The organism is Nocardia sp. NPDC058633, from assembly GCF_042717045.1.
GTDB lineage: Bacteria > Actinomycetota > Actinomycetes > Mycobacteriales > Mycobacteriaceae > Nocardia.
The window spans coordinates 234,679-250,615 of record NZ_JBHXRA010000006.1 but is presented as its reverse complement, the minus strand read 5'-3'; the positions used below and the strand labels follow the sequence as shown (position 1 = coordinate 250,615).

Below are 15,937 nucleotides of genomic sequence, written 5' to 3'. Positions count from 1 at the left end.
CATCGAGGCGACGCGCGATGCGTTCGGATCATGCCGCAATGCCGTCCGTGTGGCCACCCACTCGAACTGACTCGCGAGTAAGATAGCCACATGGGAGACCACATCACCGTCCGTTTCGACAACGACCGCGCCTACGTCGAACTGAACAGGCCCGGCAAACACAACGGGCTCACCTTGGAAATGCTCCGCGATCTCGTCGCCGCGGCCCGAGAAGTGGCCGACCGCAAGACAACCCGTGCCGTCATCATCACCGGCAACGGCCCGAGTTTCAGTAGCGGCCTCGATATCGCCGCCGCCACCCGCGACCCGCTGGCTATCGTGCGTGAATTCCTCCCCCGCCCCCTGCGCGGGACCAACACCTTCCAGGAAGCCTGCTGGGCCTGGCGCCGCCTCGACGTTCCGGTGATCGCCGCGGTACACGGCCGCTGCTTCGGTGGCGGCCTCCAGCTCGCCCTGGCCGCCGACTTCCGCATCGCCGCGCCGACCGCGGAGTTCTCGGTGATGGAAGCCGCCCACGGCCTGATTCCCGATATGACGGGCCCCGCTACGTTGTCACAGCTCATCGGCATCGACCAGGCGCTGCTGCTGGCGATGACCGCCGACTCGATCGACGCCGATTACGCGCTGCGCATCGGCCTGATCACCGACGTCGCCGACGACCCGGTGAAGGCCGCACAGGATCTCGCCGACCGCGTCACTGCCCGCGATCGCAAGGCGGTGGCCGCCGCCAAGCACCTTTTCGACCGCTCGTGGCACCGCGGCTCCCGCGCCACCTTCGCCGCCGAGCGCATGGCCCAACTGCCGTTGCTGGTGCGCAAAGCGCTCAGTAGTAGCGACTGACAAGCAATCCGCCGGGAATTTCATGTCAGCTACCCAACGTATGTACCGCAGATCACTGTTAGCGGCTGTTAGCATCGCTTCGATTCGCTGACCAGCCGAAAGTGGTACGTGACGGCAAGCCTGGACCGTGCCCCGGATTTCGGCCCGACCCGGAGGCTCGAGCAACCTGTGAACAAGACCGGATCCATCCTGCTGTCCGCGCTCGCAGGTACCACGGCCTTGCTGGTGAGCGCTGCGCCTCCCGCCGTGGCCAACCCCAACGCCATCAACCCGATTCCGGTGCTCAACGGCACCCACGGCCTGCCCGTTCTGCACGGGCGCACCCAGGCGGTGTTCCAGGTCACCGGCATGGCCAGCCCCAACAACACCCAGAACTACAACGTCCTCGGCACCGACCTCGGCATCATGTGGGACAACGGGCGCGGCGAGATGCTCACCGCCTTCGGTGACACCGCGGGCATCGGCTTTCCCAACCTGCTCGCAGGCAGCACCTGGGCGTGGCGCTCCAACATCCTGGTCCGCAGTCACGACAAGAACCCGGCCGACGGGATCATGTTCGACAGCGTCGTACGCGACGTCATCGGCCAGGCGCGCGACCTGATCCCCAGCCCGAAGATCCCGTTCCTGGAGATCAGCCGCATCCCCACCGCGGGCATCTCGGCCAACGGCGTGCAGTACATGTCGTTGATGTCGGTGAAGACCTGGGACGCGCCCGGTGAGTGGACCACCAGCTTCTCCGGCCTGGCGGCCTCGGCCGACAACGGCGAGACCTGGGCCGATCTCGGCCACACCCGCCGTCCCGACGAGGGCGGCAACGCCAACTTCCAGATGAACAGCTTCGTGAAGGACGGCGGCTTCGTCTACGAGTACGGCACCCGCGCCGGCCGCAACAACGACGCCTTCATCGCCCGCGTTCCCGAGGCCCAGATCGAGAACCTGGCCGCCTACGAGTACTGGGACGGCGGCGAGTGGAAGCTCAACGACGTGAACGCGGCCGCTCCCATCATGGGCGGCGTCGGCGAACTCTCGGTGATGTACAACGAGCATCTCGGCCAGTTCGTCTCCCTGACCACCGACCCGTTCAACTCCGTGGTGATGCGCCGCGCGGCCTCCCCCGTAGGCCCTTGGAGCGCCCCGGAGGTGTTGATCGACGCCCGCGAACTCCCCACCGCCTACGCCCCGTCGATCTTCCCCTACCAAACCGGCCGCGACCTCTACTTCATGACGACGATCCACACCCAGTACAACGTGGTACTCATGCGCACCACCCTGTGATCACCTTCGCGGTGGAACGCATGAGCGCAGCCGGCCGACAGTAGGACCGGTACGACGTGGCGACCGGGTCCTACACTCGACCCATGGATGCGGCGGAGTGGGACTCTCGATACGCGCGTAGTGAATTGGTGTGGGGCGCACCACCGAACAGCACCGTCGTCGAACATGTCTACGGCCTCGACCGCAGGATCCCACTGCTCCCCGATGATTCAGGGGTCACGCCCCCGCTTCCCCGGGCCCTCGACCTGGCCTGCGGCGAAGGCCGCCACGCACTCTGGCTGGCCACCCACGGCTGGCAGGTGACGGCCGTCGACTTCTCCCAGGTGGGCATCGACAAGGGCAGAACCGTCGCCGCGCGCCTGTCGCGCTCGGTCCGCTCCCGCGTGCACTGGCAGACCGCCGACATCACCGACCTCGAAGCCGCCGAGATCACCGGCCCCTTCGAACTGATCCTGATGGTCTTCGTCCACCTGACCGCCGACGAGCGCCGCACCCTGCTGCACCAACTCTCCGACATGCTCGCCCCCGGCGGCATGCTCCTGATCCTGGGTCACGCCACCCGCAACGTCACCGACGGCTACGGCGGCCCCCAAGACCCCCAAATCCTCTTCTCCCCCGAAGACCTCCGCGCCGACCTGCCCCGCGACGACCTCACCATCACCCTCGCCAGCGAGGTTTTGCGCCCCACCGAAGGCCCCGACGCCATAGATTCCCTCCTCATCGCCGAACGCCCCCTCCCCGAGCCCACCGACTGACCAAGATCAACAGGCGGTCAGGGATTTTCCTTCTCGGGCGATGCCTCCCTGAGGGCCTGGTGATCAACCGTCCAGCGGGCGAACCAGGGGGTTACCGTCGCGGCGATGATGTCGAATCCCGTGCGGAACGAGTGCGCCTGCTTCGGGATCACCCGTACTTCGGCGGCGTCGGCGGCATCGGGCACCCCGAACGGGTCACTACCCCCGTTGATCACCACGACCGCGATATCGCCGGGCGCCAACAGTTCGTCTCGCCTGCTCCTCTCTGGCTTGCCCGGCGGATGCAACGGGAACGACAGCGCGATCACGCCCCTCGCACCGGCCGCCACGGCCGTCCGGCACGCAACTCGCGCTCCATTGCTGCGACCCCCCTGGACAACTGGCACCCCCGGATACCGAGCCATCAGCGCCGCCACTATCTCGAGCCAGGCCTCATCCTGTTTCTCCGCGTTCCCCGGCGCCCGCCGCCCCGCAACCCGATAGGGCTGCACCACCCGAGCTACCGAACCACCAGCTTCTACAGCCGAATCGCGCACGGCCAGAATATCTTTCGCTTCGACGCCACCGCCGGCCCCGTGCGTGATCACCAGCAGGAATGCCGGATCGCGCACCTCATCGAGCTCGATCTCGGCCGGTCCAGCAGTCGTCTCGATGCGCACATCTCACGGTAGCCCCGAGGTCGCGGCGAGCAACGTTTCCGCACCCGCGCGTGTTTTTCACATCACATTGCCGCCCATCCCTTTGCCGAACCCATTACCCACCGGTAATATGATCCATAAGTTACCCGCGAGTAGCATGCGGACAACCGGCGACGGGCGGGAACGGCACACCACCGACCGCACCAGAACTCAACGGAGAGTGAGTAGTCACATGGGCCACTACAAGGCAAACGTTCGCGATCTCGAGTTCAACCTCTTCGAGGTTCTCGGCATCGGCAAGGTGCTCGACGCAGGCGCCTTCGGCGACCTGGACACCGACACTGTCAAGGAAATGCTCTCCGAGGTCCGCCGCCTGGCCGAGGGCCCGCTGGCCGATTCGTTCGCCGACGCGGACCGCAACCCGCCGGTGTTCGACCCGAACACCCACACCGTGAAGCTGCCCGAGTCCTTCAAGAAGTCCTACAAGGCGCTCGAGGACGGCGAGTGGGCCAAGGTCCCGCTGAACGACGAGCTCGGCGGCCTCGGCGCCCCGTCCGCCATCGCGTGGGCCCTGTCGGAGATGGTGCTCGGCGCCAACCCGCCCGTCCAGATGTACGCCGCGGGCGCAGGCTTCGCCCAGGTGTTCTTCAACAACGGCACCGACGAGCAGAAGAAGTGGGCGGCCAAGATCGCCGACCGCAACTGGGGCGCCACCATGGTGCTGACCGAGCCGGATGCCGGTTCCGACGTCGGCGCCGGTCGCACCAAGGCGATCAAGCAGGAAGACGGCACCTGGCACATCGAGGGCGTCAAGCGCTTCATCACCTCGGCCGACTCCGACGACATGTTCGAAAACATCATGCACCTGGTGCTGGCTCGCCCCGAGGGCGCCGGACCGGGCACCAAGGGCCTGTCGCTGTTCTACGTCCCGAAGACCCACTTCGACTTCGAGACCGAGACCTACGGCGACCGCAACGGTGTGTTCGTCACCAACGTCGAGCACAAGATGGGCATCAAGGCCTCGACCACCTGTGAGCTCACCTTCGGCGGCCACGGCGTTCCCGCCAAGGGCTGGCTCGTCGGCGAGGTGCACAACGGCATCGCGCAGATGTTCGACGTCATCGAGAACGCTCGCATGATGGTGGGCACCAAGGCCATCGCGACCCTGTCGACCGGCTACCTGAACGCGCTCGAGTACGCCAAGACTCGCGTCCAGGGTGCCGACCTGACCCAGATGACCGACAAGGCCGCGCCCCGCGTGACCATCACCCACCACCCCGACGTGCGTCGCTCGCTGGCCATGCAGAAGGCCTACGCCGAGGGCCTGCGCGCGGTGTACCTCTACACCGCCGCGCACCAGAACCCGGAAATCGCCGAGGTCGTCTCGGGCGCGGACAAGGACGTCGCGTTCCGCGTGAACGACCTGCTGCTCCCGATCGTCAAGGGTGTCGGCTCCGAGCGCGCCTACCAGTACCTGACCGATTCGCTGCAGACCTTCGGAGGCTCGGGCTTCCTGCAGGACTACCCGATCGAGCAGTACATCCGCGACGCGAAGATCGACTCGCTGTACGAGGGCACCACCGCCATCCAGGCGCAGGACTTCTTCTTCCGCAAGATCGCGCGTGACCGCGGTGTGGCCCTGGCCCACGTGGCGGGCCAGATCCAGAAGTTCCTGGAGTCCGACTCCGCCAACGAGCGCCTCAAGGGCGAGCGCAAGCAGCTCGCCACCGCGCTCGAGGACGTGCAGGCCATGGCCGCCACCCTGACCGGCCACCTGATGGGCGCGCAGGAGCAGCCGACCGAGCTGTACAAGGTCGGCCTGGGTTCGGTGCGCTTCCTGATGGCCGTCGGCGACCTGTTCATCGGCTGGATGCTGCTGAACCAGGCCGAGATCGCCCTCGCCGCGCTGGACAACGGTGCCACCGGCGCCGACGTCGCGTTCTACACCGGCAAGGTCGCCTCGGCGCAGTTCTTCGCCCGCAACGTCCTGCCCGAGCTGACCGCCACCCGCGCGATCCTGGCCAACCTGGACAACGACATCATGGAACTCGACGAAGCCGCCTTCTGATCCGCTTCTCCGCGTATTTTGGCCGGACTCAGGTGGGCCTTCGGTTGGGTACGCGGCCAGCGGAAAAGCATGTGGGTAGTTAGCCGGTTCCCGACGAGTTACCCATGTTCTTGCTAGATCAGCAGAATGGCCCGGAGCTTTTGCTCCGGGCCATTTCGTTGTCTGCGTGTCAGCCCGCGAGGGCACCTGAGCCAAGTGGGGCCGGCCATTCCTGTCACGTGATGGTCACGAACGCGTGGTGGCACCGGCGGCTTCAGTTCCCGGCCGTCGGACCAACATCCGCGAGTACCCTGGGTTTTACCGTCGGTCGGGGTGAGGCTCGGGGGTTGAGATGACTGAAAGCACTGCGCTCAGTGTGTATCTGCGTGAGCGGCGACTGGCCGCGGGGCTCGCGCGGGCCGAACTCGCCACCCGCACACAGCTCGCGCCACTTCTCATCAGCCAGATCGAATCAGGGACCCTCGTCCCGAATCCCGCCATGCTGCAACGGCTTTTCGACAGCCTCGGCGTGCCGCCGTGGTATCGCAAGCACATCCTGGTCCTCGGCCTGCCCGCCGTCGAATCCGGTGCCGCCCCCACCGCACCGTCGGCCGAAGACCTCGCCGACCTGGCCAGCCTCACCCACCCCGCGTGCCTCGCGCGCTTCCCCACCATGGACATGCTCGCCGCGAACTCCGACTACCAGCGCCTTTTCCCCGGTCTCGGCGCCGGCGTGAACATGCTCGAGTGGATGTTCCTCAACCCCGTGGCGAAGAAGGTCTACCTCGACTGGACCACCGAAGCCCAGCTCCTGGTGCATGCCTTTCGCATGCTCGCCCCGCTCGCCCCCACCCAGCGCGTCACCGCCATCACCGAATCGTGCTGCGAATCCCCCGACTGGGATCCGGTGTGGACCAGCGAGGTTCGCCCGCAGGACATCGCGCGACGTCACCTGCGCCTGCGCGAACGCAGCACCGGCCTGGAGCGCCGCATGATGCTGCGCATCTACGACCCCGCGTTTCCCAGCCGCCCGTGGTGGCTGTACCGCCTGATCCCCGTGCGGTGAAATGCGGCGAGGCCCCCGTTGCCGTAGCAACAGGGGCCCGCGAATTCTTCAGCAGTTACTCGGCGGCTTCGCCCGAACCCGACGTCAACTGCTCGAGCAGCGCGGCAAGGCCATCGGCCGAACCGGTCTCGGCCTCGTCCTCGACGACGTCTTCGACTTCCTCGCCCGACCCTGAGGTCAGCGAGGCCAGGATCGCGGCCAGCTGCTCCGACGACCCGGTGGCGGGAGCCGGCTCTTCCGCCGACGCCGTACCCGCACCGAGCACGGCGATGCTCGCCGCCGCAGCCATGGCCACACCGAAGACACGAATCTTACTCATTCTGAACCCCTCGCAATTAAGATTTGCTGCGGATTTCCGCCGCACAAGATGTTTAACAGCGCGACGGCCCCGAGCGGCAGCCCAATGAAAGGGGGCAAGACAAACCGTCAGGAACCCGACCCACTGGCCAACACCTGCATGAGCGAGGTCAACCCCCACAGCATCGTGGTGGCCGAACCGGTCGGCAATTCCTCGGCGATACCTGTTCCCATATTCGAAACCCCTTGTTGCTCATCATCACCGACAATGTCCGACCAAGATCATAATGAGTCACTCGATCCGGAAGCGGCGGCGGTACTCGTTCGGGGTGGTGTCGAGCTGGCGTCGAAATGCGCGAGCGAGCGTATCGACGGTGTTGAAACCGCAACCGGCAGCGATCCGTTGGAGCGATTCGTCGCTCGTCTCGAGCCGATGCCGCGCCACCTCCACCCGCGCCGATTCGATGTAGGCCGCCGGCGTCATCCCGAGTTCGGTGCGAAAAATGCGCGTGAGCTGGCGTTCACCGACATGAACCTGCTCGGCCAACTCGGCGACCGTGAGCGAGCTCGCGATATTGCGCGAAATATAGTGCCGCAGATCCTCGATCCGCCGGGTGGTCGACACCGGCTCGAGCGACACACTGAACTGGCTCTGTCCGCCCGGCCTTTTCAGATACATCACCAGCTGGCGAGCTACCCGCAACGCCAGTTCGTCCCCGAAATCGTCGGCCACCAACGCCAAAGTGAGATCCAGACAAGCCGTGAGTCCCGCACCGGTCCACACATTGCCGTCACGAATGTAGATCGGATCAGCATCGACGATGACCGCCGGATGCTCGGCCGCCAATTGCGGCGCCGTCGACCAATGCGTGGTCGCCCGCTTCCCGTCGAGCAGCCCCGCGGCCGCCAGCACATGCGCGCCGACGCACACCGAAGCCACCCGCCGGGCCCCCTCCGCCAACCGCGCCACCGCCGCGACCACCCCCGGATCCACCACCGCGCGGAAGCGCCGCCTGCTGTCCGCCTCCACCGCCCCCGGCACCACCACCGTGTCCACCCGCCCCAACTCGGCGAACGTCACATCCGGCAGAATCCGAACTCCCGCCGAGGTGGTCACCGGCGCCATCGACTCCGCGGCCAACACGACCCGATACCCGGTCGGCTCATCCATCTCCCGCTGCAACAGCGAGAAGACCTCGGACGGACCCGTGACATCGAGCAGATCCACCTGATCGAACATCACGATCACGACGAGCCGCTCGGCCATCACCACACCTCCGTGTCCGAATCTGCAGGTTACATGTCATTGCCGACATTACTCGGGCGCCATAGCGTGGAACACATGACCTCGACAACCCTGCGCGAACTCAACGGCCTCGACGAAACCCCCGCATCCCTGACCAACTCCACCCTCGTCCTGGTCGACTACCAGAACACCTACACCCAGGGCGTCTTGGAACTGACCGACTGGGAGCCCGCCCTCGATGTAGCCGCCGAACTACTCACCGCGGCAAGGGAATCCGGCACGAAGATCATCCACGTCATCCACGACAGCGGCGTGGGATCGCCCTACGACGTCACCGCCGACATCGGCCAGATCCACCCCAAGGTAGCCCCCATCGCCGACGAGCCCATCGTCGTGAAATCCGCCCCTAACGCCTTCGTCGGAACCAATCTCGCCGACCTGGTCGACGCTGCGGGCAACACGAACCTCATCGTCATCGGCTTCATGACCCACATGTGCGTCACCTTCACCTCCGAAGGAGCCTTCCTCCGCGGCAACACCCCCACCGTCGTCGCCGACGCCTGCGCCACCCGCCCCCTCGGCCAGGTCTCCGCTGACCAACTCCACGACAGCGCCCTGGCCACGATCAGCGACCTCTACGGCATCGTCGTCCCCACCCCCACCAACCTCAGCGACTAACCCTCAGCGGACTCCAGCTCAACGAGTACCTGTCGGACAAGCGCCGCTTCGCGGGGCAACCGATTCGCAAGGAGGTTCCAGTGGATGGTGTGGTCGACAGCGTCGTAGTTGCGGGCGACCAGGTTCCGTGTCGCTTTCACACCACGCCAGGAAACCTCAGGGTGCGACGCGACGAATTCTGCAGGTAGGCGGGCTACGGACTCGCCGAGTCGATGCAGCACCGCCTCGGCGGCAAGTCTGGTGATCTCATCGGCGTCGTAGGCGGCCTTGCCACCACTGACGATGCGTGCCGCCATTTCACTGAAGGCAAGGAAGTCCTGCAGGCTCTCGACTGTCCGCCCGCTGGCATCGCGGCCGCTCACAGCGGCTTGGCCTCGTCCCGGAGGGGGTGCGGCCCCGGCGGCAGCCCACCTTCGGACACCAAGTCGACATGAAGACCGGTGAGTTCCTCCAAGTCGAGCATCAACTCCGCCATATCGAGCAGGTCGGCATCGTCGTCGAACCGCACCAGCAGATCGATATCACTACCCGAGACATCGTCGCCCCGCGACACAGAACCGAACACGCGTACGCGATGTGCCTTGTGCCGCAGCGCGAGCGCGATGATCTGATCTCGATGCGCGGCAACGACCCCGGACGGGCGAGGCTTGGCAACCTCGCGCAGCCGCGCCATCATCGCGGCCGAAGGTCGGCGGTTGCCACTCTCGTAGGCGGCGATATTGGGCTGCGCCACACCGGAGCGCTGAGCCAGCTCGGCCTGAGTGAGGCCAGCAGCCAGTCGCAGCTCACGCACAGTTTCCATGCCTCGATCATATCGGAAGATATCAACCTCACCGGTCCGTCATGGACGAGAGCCACAGAAACGACAAAACGACCGTCCTAGTGCCCGAAAAGGAGCGGCCCACTTGACGCGCCCCCGTCAGGGGATATCGCGGTCACGGTGTAATAGTTGGCACTGAAGAACCTGATTGAACTGCATCTCGGCCTGCAAGAACTCTACGCCGCTATAACGATGGAAATGCTGAGATCGAGCAGGTGACGGATGTCATAGCAACCCTTGAGAACAGCGGAATAGACTGCCTTGAAACCGAATTCACACTCATAGCGCGTAATCTACCTGACTGTCAGGAAGTCGATCGTTCCTGTTATCAGCTCACAAGAACACGTAGACGACGTCATCGGCGCGCAACACTGGCTGCGACGCCAACAGAATGTTTGCCGGGATCTCTGCGGACAGGCTCACTCCCGTACTGAGCGCAGGACTCGAAAATGTCTGCACAACACCATTGCGGAGCTGCTGTACAGCGAAAGTGGCGATTTCGGTCGCGGTGCCGGGCAGAACACGGAAGGCCGCGCACCATGCGGTGCGCGGCCTTTTCTACTGTTGCGTTATCAGGCGCCCGCACCGGAATCGACGTCCGGATCGGTCGGCTCCTCGGCACCGGCGGAACCGCTGAGCAGCGCCTCGAGCGCGGCGGCCAGGCCCTCGGCCGAACCCGTCTCCACGGCGGTGCCGTCGTCACCGGTGGCGTCGTCGCTGATCGCGTCACCGGCATCGGTGGCCGGGTCCTCGGCGCCGGCCGAACCAGTGGTGAGCGCCTGCAGGAACTCGGCGAGGCCGTCGGCCGAACCGGTGGTGGTCTCCTCCTGGGTGCCACCGGTAGCGGTGTCGTCCGCGGTGGCGACGCCCGTGCCGAACATGGCCATTCCGGCCGCGATGACGATGCCGAAGCCGAGCGTGCGAATCTTCTTCATTAAGTGAAACCCCTTGATATGGAACATGATTGCCGACTTTGTTGCCGACTGAAAGTTTCTAACACGCGCTGCAGGGGTTGCCCCAGCCCACAACATTCGGGGCATTCGCGGTGCCGTAGCTGCGCGGTTGCCACTGCGATGGAATTCGGTGGTCCTCGTTCAGGGGACTTCGTATCGATGGTTCGCGGATCGCCGTCCGGCGATGAAGACGCGAGCATGAACAAGATCATTACCGCTGGACAATCGATCAATCGGGCATTCGGTTCAGATGCGGCCGTTCGCGAAGATTTCGGGTCGAGCGACACGCTTGCGCCGAACTTTACTGAATACCCAGTTAACACTCGGCGTATAGCATGATTGATCTCACCCACAGGACCCGTAACGAGCCGGGGTCCGTAACCGATTGCAGCACAATTGTATTCGGTTCGTAGGCAGGACCGCTCAGGCTTGCCGCAACAGTTGCCGACGGATTTCCGAGCGATAGCTTCCAAGCAGGGCCGCAGGCTTTTTCGTGCCTGCGGCCCTGGTGGCTCACGGGTGTAAAACGCTAGGACGGGCAGTTGACCGTGTACTCCCACTGGGTGTCGTTCGGCCCCGTGACCCGAACGCTCACCGTCGACAACGACCCCGCGGGCAACGACACCACCCGGGAGCCGGTGCCCTGGTTGGCATTGTCGCCGACATAGCCGGTGTCGAGCACTTGGCCGCCTTCGTAGAACACCTGAATACGGTCGGGAATATTGAGAGTTTCGTAGGTCAGGACGAACGAGGTGGGACCGGTGACGCCGAGCTGATGCGTCGTATTTGTCACCCCCGCCCCACCCGACTTCGTCGAGCGATTGCACTGCTGCACGGTCTCGGAAGATCCGCCGCTCGCGCCACCGCCGACGATTCCACTGCCCGCATCGAGCAGATCACCCAGAATGCCACTGCCCGTGTCGATCACCCCGCTCCCGGTCTCGCCGCTACCGGTATCCGCGCCGGCTGCCCCCGCGCACGCGACCATCGACATCATCGCCCCCGCGACAGCCACCGCCCGAAGAACCCTCCGATTCGAAAGACTGATCTTGTTCACAACGCTTCCTCCACCACACTTCTCGCCACGGATCTGGATCAGGTGAACCCGCCGAAGCGACCGAACGATCGCTGGGCAAGAGAAGTTCTACACGCGTCGCGAAGCATCCGAAATGCCCCGAATTCGGCCACCACAGTGTTCAGATGCCGAAGAGTTGCCCGGCTGCACGAGCGTTCGATATTGGCATTCGGGCAACACTCTATACGCAGCCCACCGCGCCGTGAGCAATTTCTTAGCACGCAGAAGAAAACACCGGACGGTAGACCAGAATGCCCATTCGAATACTCGACGGCAATTACACAGCGAATGAATTCGGGGCGATGAGTAAAGTCACAGCAATTGTGCGTAACGACGCGCCTCGCGGGGACGATCGGGCAATTCGCCTGTGCCCGAACACCACAAGGGCCGCACACCCCCCTGGAGTGTGCGGCCCTTGCTGGTGAAGCCTCAGCGCAGGGTGGCGGTGAGGTGGGGGTAGCCCTTTTTGGGGTTCAGGATGGAGAGATCCCAGCCGGATCCGACCTGATCGGCGTAGATGTTCACCGACGACGGCAGGAAGATCGGCTTGCCGAATTTGACCGAGTAGGTGGCCTTTTCGGGTACGCGGCCCTCGATGGTGCCGAGGATCGCGGCGGCGGACCACATGCCGTGGGCGATGGTTTGCGGGAAACCCATTGCCTTGGCGCCGATTCCGGAGACGTGGATCGGATTGTGGTCACCGGACGCGGCGGCGTAGCGGTTGATCATCTTCTGATCGACGCGCTGCACGCGCAGCGGAGGCGGGGGCACCTCGTCGGCGGGAGGCGCCGACTTGGGGCCACCAGAGAGGGACGTGCGCTGCTGGTGCAGGAAGGTGGTCACCTGGCGCCAGACGAGTTCACGGCCGACGCTGATCTCCGTGATCGCGTCCACCAGAAGGCCTTTCGGGTGTTCGCGGAGGTTCTCGATGTGGGTGGCGAAATCGAGCGGTTCGGACAGCGAGATCTCGCGGGTGCGTTCGATGACGTTCTCGAAGTGCACCGCACCGACCGCGCTGAACGGGAAATCCCGTGCGACGACGAGTTGCATCGCCAGCGGGAAGCTGAGGATGAACGGGTACGTCAGCGGCAGGGTGTCGCTGAAACGCAGGCCGGTGGCGTGGCAATAGGCAGCGAGGTGATCGGGGTCGACCCGCACGCCTTCCACGACGACGCGACGGTCGGGCAGGGTCGGCTTGCGACCCGACAGTGCGGCGGGCAGCGGGATGGCACCCAGCGCCGCCTTCGCGTACAGGGCGCCGTTCTTGGGAACCTCAGTGAGGGTGATGGTCTGGGTCATCAGGCGCCGATCAGGCTCTGACCACAGACGCGAACCACGTTGCCGCTCACCGCGTTCGACGCGGGGCTCGCGAAGTAGGCGATGGTCTCGGCGACGTCGACGGTCTGGCCGCCCTGCAGCAGCGAGCTCATCAGTCGACCGGCCTCACGGGTGCCGACGGGGATCGCGGCGGTCATCGCGGTCTCGATGAAGCCGGGCGCCACCGCGTTGATGGTGATGCCCTTCTCGGCCAGCAGCGGGGACTCGGCGTCGACCATGCCGATGACGCCCGCCTTGGACGCGCCGTAGTTGGTCTGGCCGCGGTTGCCCGCGATGCCCGCGATGGAGGACACGTCGATCACGCGGCCGCCTTCCTTGAGCACGCCCTTGGCGACGAGACCGGAGGTGATGCGGTGCGGGGCAGCGAGATTGACGTTGATCACCGAGCTCCAGCGGCCCTCGTCCATGTTGGCGAGCAGCTTGTCGCGGGTGATACCGGCGTTGTGCACGACGATGTCGATGCCGCCGAAACGCTCGGTGGCGAACTCGGCCAGACGCTCGGCGGCGTCGGGCGCGGTGACGTCGAGGGCCAGCGCGGTGGCGCCGATCTTGTTCGCGGTGTCCGACAGCGCCTCGCCCGCGGCGGGGATGTCGGCCACGATCACGGTGGCGCCGTCACGGGCGAACACCTCGGCGATGGTGGCGCCGATGCCGCGCGCGGCACCGGTGACCACGGCGACCTTGCCGGCGAGGGGCTTGTCCCAGCTGGCCGGAGCGACGGAGTCGTCCTTGCCGACGCGGATGACCTGGCCGTCGACGAAGGCCGACTTACCCGAGAGCAGGAAACGCAGGGTCGACTCGAGGCCGGTGGCGGCGGTGCCCGCTTCGGGGTGCACGTAGACGAGCTGGCCGGTGGCGCCGCGCAGCAGCTCCTTGGCGACCGAACGGGTGAAGCCCTCGAGCGCGCGCTGGGCGATCTGCTCGTCGACCGAGCCGACCAGTTCGGGCGTGGTGCCCAGAACCACGACACGACCCGAAGGGGCGAGGCTGCGCATGGCGGGCTGGAAGAATTCGAACAGCTGCGCGAGCTTGTCGATCGAGTCGATGCCGGTGGCGTCGAAGACCAGCGCGCCGTACTTGGTGCCCGAGTCGAGCGAATCCGCGACGGTGTAGTCCGACAGCAGCGCGCGGACCGGCTCGGCCAGGCGGCCCTTGCCACCGAGCAGCACCGGGCCGGGCAGCGCGGGCTCGCCCGCCTTGTAGCGGCGCAGTTCGGCCGGCTGCGGGAGGCCGAGCTTGCTCGCGAGGAACGCGCCCGGGGCGGAGTGGATGAAAGATCCGTACAGGTTCGGTGCACCCTTGCTCTTGGCTGCCACTGTTCCTACCTTCTCTGTGCTCGACGAGTGTGTGACCGTGCTCCGCCCAGTGTCCCCCGTGTGAGCGCACACTTGCGGGTACGGTGTCGACAACGAACTTACTCCGGAGTAAGTTTAATGTAAACCGATACGACGCTGTGACCGCACGGGGGCCATTCCACCGGCCGGCGTTACCCGGATCCGACGAGACCATGGAGAACTCGAGTGACAAGTAAAGCCCGCTCGGCGACGGCCAAGGCTGCGGCCACCACCGCCAAGACCGCCAAGACCCAGCGCCCGATCGCCATCGTTGGCGGCAACCGCATCCCGTTCGCGCGCTCGGACAAGGCGTACGCGAAGGCGTCCAACCAAGACATGTTCACCGCCGCCATCGACGGACTGGTCAGCCGGTTCGGCCTGCAGGGCGAGCGCCTCGGCATGGTTGTCGGCGGCGCGGTGCTCAAGCGCGTGGGCGAGCACAGCCTGGTCCGCGAGAGCGTGCTCGGCTCGAAGCTCTCCCCCTACACCCCGGCCCACGACCTGCAGCTGGCCTGTGGCACCGGCCTGCAGTCGATCGTCACCGTCGGTGACGCGATCGCCCTCGGCCGCATCGAGTCGGGCATCGGAGGCGGCGCCGACACCACCTCCGACGCGCCGATCGGCGTGAGCGAGGACATGCGCGAGTGGATGCTCACCGCCAACCGCGCCCGGACCAACAAGGACAAGCTCAAGCTGGTCGGCCAGCTGCGCCCCTCGATGCTCGGCATCGAGATCCCGCGCAACGCCGAGCCGCGTACCGGGCTGTCGATGGGTGAGCACGCCGCCATCACCGCCAAGGAATTCGGCGTGGCCCGCGAGGCGCAGGACGAACTGGCCTACCTCTCGCACAAGAACATGGCGGCCGCCTACGACCGTGGCTTCTTCGACGACCTGATCACCCCGTTCCTCGGCCTGACCCGCGACGACAACCTGCGTCCCGGGTCGACCGTCGAGAAGCTGTCGACCCTGAAGCCGGTGTTCGGCGTCAAGGCGGGCGACGCCACCATGACCGCGGGCAACTCGACCCCGCTCACCGACGGCGCGTCGGCGGTGCTGCTGTCCACCGACGAGTGGGCCGCCGAGCACAAGCTGCCGGTGCTCGCGCACCTGGTGGACTCCGAGGTCGCCGCGGTCGACTACATCCACGGCCCCGACGGCCTGCTGATGGCGCCCACCTACGCGGTCGCGCGTCTGCTGGCCCGCAACGGCCTGACCCTGCAGGACTTCGACTACTACGAGATCCACGAGGCCTTCGCCTCCGTGGTACTGGCCACCCTGGCCGCGTGGGAGTCCGACGCCTACTGCAAGGAACGCCTCGGCCTCGACGCCGCGCTGGGCTCGATCGACCGCAGCAAGCTCAACGTGAACGGTTCCTCGCTCGCCGCGGGCCACCCGTTCGCCGCGACCGGCGGCCGCATCGTCGCCTCGACCGCGAAGATGCTGGCGGAGAAGGGCTCCGGCCGCGCGCTGGTTTCCATCTGCGCCGCGGGCGGCCAGGGCGTGGTGGCGATCATCGAGCGCTAGTGCGCGCCTGATCACACAGCGACGGCGGGTGGTTTCCGGCTTCCGGAGACC

16 protein-coding genes are annotated in these 15,937 nt (G+C 65.9%); 7 read left to right on the top strand and 9 right to left on the bottom strand.

What is annotated here, in order from left to right:
- The first annotated feature begins 90 nt into the window (after positions 1-90).
- The 3 genes from ACFWUR_RS10080 (at position 91) to ACFWUR_RS10070 (ending at position 2,870) form a co-directional block, all read left to right on the top strand.
- Positions 91-840: a crotonase/enoyl-CoA hydratase family protein gene (locus tag ACFWUR_RS10080; RefSeq protein ID WP_378904770.1), complete on the top strand. Its 750-nt coding sequence runs from the start codon at positions 91-93 to the stop codon at positions 838-840.
- 168 nt (positions 841-1,008) lie between these two features.
- Positions 1,009-2,115: a DUF4185 domain-containing protein gene (locus ACFWUR_RS10075; RefSeq protein ID WP_378904768.1), complete on the top strand. Its 1,107-nt coding sequence runs from the start codon at positions 1,009-1,011 to the stop codon at positions 2,113-2,115.
- 83 nt (positions 2,116-2,198) lie between these two features.
- Entirely contained in the window at positions 2,199-2,870 is a 672-nt protein-coding gene (locus ACFWUR_RS10070; protein WP_378904765.1) for a class I SAM-dependent methyltransferase, read from the top strand.
- Positions 2,871-2,887: 17 nt separating this feature from the next.
- Here the strand turns inward: ACFWUR_RS10070 and ACFWUR_RS10065 are convergent, their stop codons facing one another.
- Positions 2,888-3,529 carry an alpha/beta family hydrolase gene (locus ACFWUR_RS10065; RefSeq protein WP_378904762.1) on the bottom strand — a complete coding sequence of 214 codons (642 nt, stop codon included), beginning with the start codon at positions 3,527-3,529 and terminating at the stop codon, positions 2,888-2,890.
- Positions 3,530-3,740: 211 nt separating this feature from the next.
- Here ACFWUR_RS10065 and ACFWUR_RS10060 point away from each other — a divergent pair, with 211 nt between their 5' ends.
- Both ACFWUR_RS10060 and ACFWUR_RS10055 read left to right on the top strand, forming a co-directional pair.
- Positions 3,741-5,576 (top strand): acyl-CoA dehydrogenase, encoded by a 1,836-nt coding sequence (locus ACFWUR_RS10060; protein ID WP_378904759.1) that lies wholly within the window; start codon positions 3,741-3,743, stop codon positions 5,574-5,576.
- A 331-nt stretch (positions 5,577-5,907) separates the two neighbouring features.
- Positions 5,908-6,621 (top strand): helix-turn-helix domain-containing protein, encoded by a 714-nt coding sequence (locus ACFWUR_RS10055; protein ID WP_378904756.1) that lies wholly within the window; start codon positions 5,908-5,910, stop codon positions 6,619-6,621.
- A gap of 55 nt (positions 6,622-6,676) precedes the next feature.
- Here the strand turns inward: ACFWUR_RS10055 and ACFWUR_RS10050 are convergent, their stop codons facing one another.
- Both ACFWUR_RS10050 and ACFWUR_RS10045 read right to left on the bottom strand, forming a co-directional pair.
- Entirely contained in the window at positions 6,677-6,940 is a 264-nt protein-coding gene (locus tag ACFWUR_RS10050; protein WP_378904753.1) for a hypothetical protein, read from the bottom strand.
- A 270-nt stretch (positions 6,941-7,210) separates the two neighbouring features.
- A complete protein-coding gene (locus ACFWUR_RS10045; protein ID WP_378904750.1) occupies positions 7,211-8,185 on the bottom strand; it encodes a GlxA family transcriptional regulator in 975 nt (324 codons plus the stop codon).
- Positions 8,186-8,260: 75 nt separating this feature from the next.
- On the opposite strand from ACFWUR_RS10045, the gene ACFWUR_RS10040 reads away from it, so the two are divergent.
- Positions 8,261-8,842 carry a cysteine hydrolase family protein gene (locus ACFWUR_RS10040; RefSeq protein ID WP_378904747.1) on the top strand — a complete coding sequence of 194 codons (582 nt, stop codon included), beginning with the start codon at positions 8,261-8,263 and terminating at the stop codon, positions 8,840-8,842.
- Here the strand turns inward: ACFWUR_RS10040 and ACFWUR_RS10035 are convergent.
- The 6 genes from ACFWUR_RS10035 to ACFWUR_RS10010 all read right to left on the bottom strand — a co-directional run bounded on the left by ACFWUR_RS10035 (position 8,839) and on the right by ACFWUR_RS10010 (position 14,344).
- Entirely contained in the window at positions 8,839-9,204 is a 366-nt protein-coding gene (locus ACFWUR_RS10035; RefSeq protein ID WP_378904744.1) for a DUF86 domain-containing protein, read from the bottom strand. The two genes, ACFWUR_RS10040 and ACFWUR_RS10035, sit on opposite strands and share 4 nt — an antisense overlap.
- Entirely contained in the window at positions 9,201-9,644 is a 444-nt protein-coding gene (locus ACFWUR_RS10030) for a helix-turn-helix domain-containing protein (RefSeq protein WP_378904742.1), read from the bottom strand. The genes ACFWUR_RS10035 and ACFWUR_RS10030 overlap by 4 nt, the downstream gene beginning before the upstream one ends.
- A 590-nt stretch (positions 9,645-10,234) precedes the next feature.
- Positions 10,235-10,597 (bottom strand): hypothetical protein, encoded by a 363-nt coding sequence (locus ACFWUR_RS10025; protein WP_378904740.1) that lies wholly within the window; start codon positions 10,595-10,597, stop codon positions 10,235-10,237.
- Positions 10,598-11,144: 547 nt separating this feature from the next.
- Positions 11,145-11,630 carry a hypothetical protein gene (locus tag ACFWUR_RS10020; RefSeq protein WP_378904737.1) on the bottom strand — a complete coding sequence of 162 codons (486 nt, stop codon included), beginning with the start codon at positions 11,628-11,630 and terminating at the stop codon, positions 11,145-11,147.
- Between the two features lie 489 nt (positions 11,631-12,119).
- Positions 12,120-12,989: a MaoC family dehydratase gene (locus ACFWUR_RS10015; RefSeq protein ID WP_378904734.1), complete on the bottom strand. Its 870-nt coding sequence runs from the start codon at positions 12,987-12,989 to the stop codon at positions 12,120-12,122.
- On the bottom strand, positions 12,989-14,344 hold the full coding sequence (locus ACFWUR_RS10010) for a 3-oxoacyl-ACP reductase (protein WP_378904731.1): 1,356 nt from the start codon (positions 14,342-14,344) through the stop codon (positions 12,989-12,991). Before ACFWUR_RS10010 ends, ACFWUR_RS10015 begins: the two co-directional genes overlap by 1 nt.
- 204 nt (positions 14,345-14,548) lie before the next feature.
- Between ACFWUR_RS10010 and ACFWUR_RS10005 the strand changes: the two genes are divergently transcribed.
- Positions 14,549-15,886 (top strand): acetyl-CoA C-acetyltransferase, encoded by a 1,338-nt coding sequence (locus ACFWUR_RS10005; RefSeq protein ID WP_378904728.1) that lies wholly within the window; start codon positions 14,549-14,551, stop codon positions 15,884-15,886.
- The last annotated feature ends 51 nt before the right edge of the window (positions 15,887-15,937 follow it).

Excerpts from the sequence above, each read along its gene's own strand:
- ACFWUR_RS10080 (WP_378904770.1), top strand. The coding sequence starts at position 91 with ATGGGAGACCACATCACCGTCCGTTTCGACAACGACCGCGCCTACGTC.
- ACFWUR_RS10070 (WP_378904765.1), top strand. The coding sequence starts at position 2,199 with ATGGATGCGGCGGAGTGGGACTCTCGATACGCGCGTAGTGAATTGGTG.
- ACFWUR_RS10060 (WP_378904759.1), top strand. The coding sequence starts at position 3,741 with ATGGGCCACTACAAGGCAAACGTTCGCGATCTCGAGTTCAACCTCTTC.
- ACFWUR_RS10055 (WP_378904756.1), top strand. The coding sequence starts at position 5,908 with ATGACTGAAAGCACTGCGCTCAGTGTGTATCTGCGTGAGCGGCGACTG.
- ACFWUR_RS10050 (WP_378904753.1), bottom strand. The coding sequence starts at position 6,940 with ATGAGTAAGATTCGTGTCTTCGGTGTGGCCATGGCTGCGGCGGCGAGC.
- ACFWUR_RS10045 (WP_378904750.1), bottom strand. The coding sequence starts at position 8,185 with ATGGCCGAGCGGCTCGTCGTGATCGTGATGTTCGATCAGGTGGATCTG.
- ACFWUR_RS10040 (WP_378904747.1), top strand. The coding sequence starts at position 8,261 with ATGACCTCGACAACCCTGCGCGAACTCAACGGCCTCGACGAAACCCCC.
- ACFWUR_RS10030 (WP_378904742.1), bottom strand. The coding sequence starts at position 9,644 with ATGGAAACTGTGCGTGAGCTGCGACTGGCTGCTGGCCTCACTCAGGCC.
- ACFWUR_RS10025 (WP_378904740.1), bottom strand. The coding sequence starts at position 10,597 with ATGAAGAAGATTCGCACGCTCGGCTTCGGCATCGTCATCGCGGCCGGA.
- ACFWUR_RS10015 (WP_378904734.1), bottom strand. The coding sequence starts at position 12,989 with ATGACCCAGACCATCACCCTCACTGAGGTTCCCAAGAACGGCGCCCTG.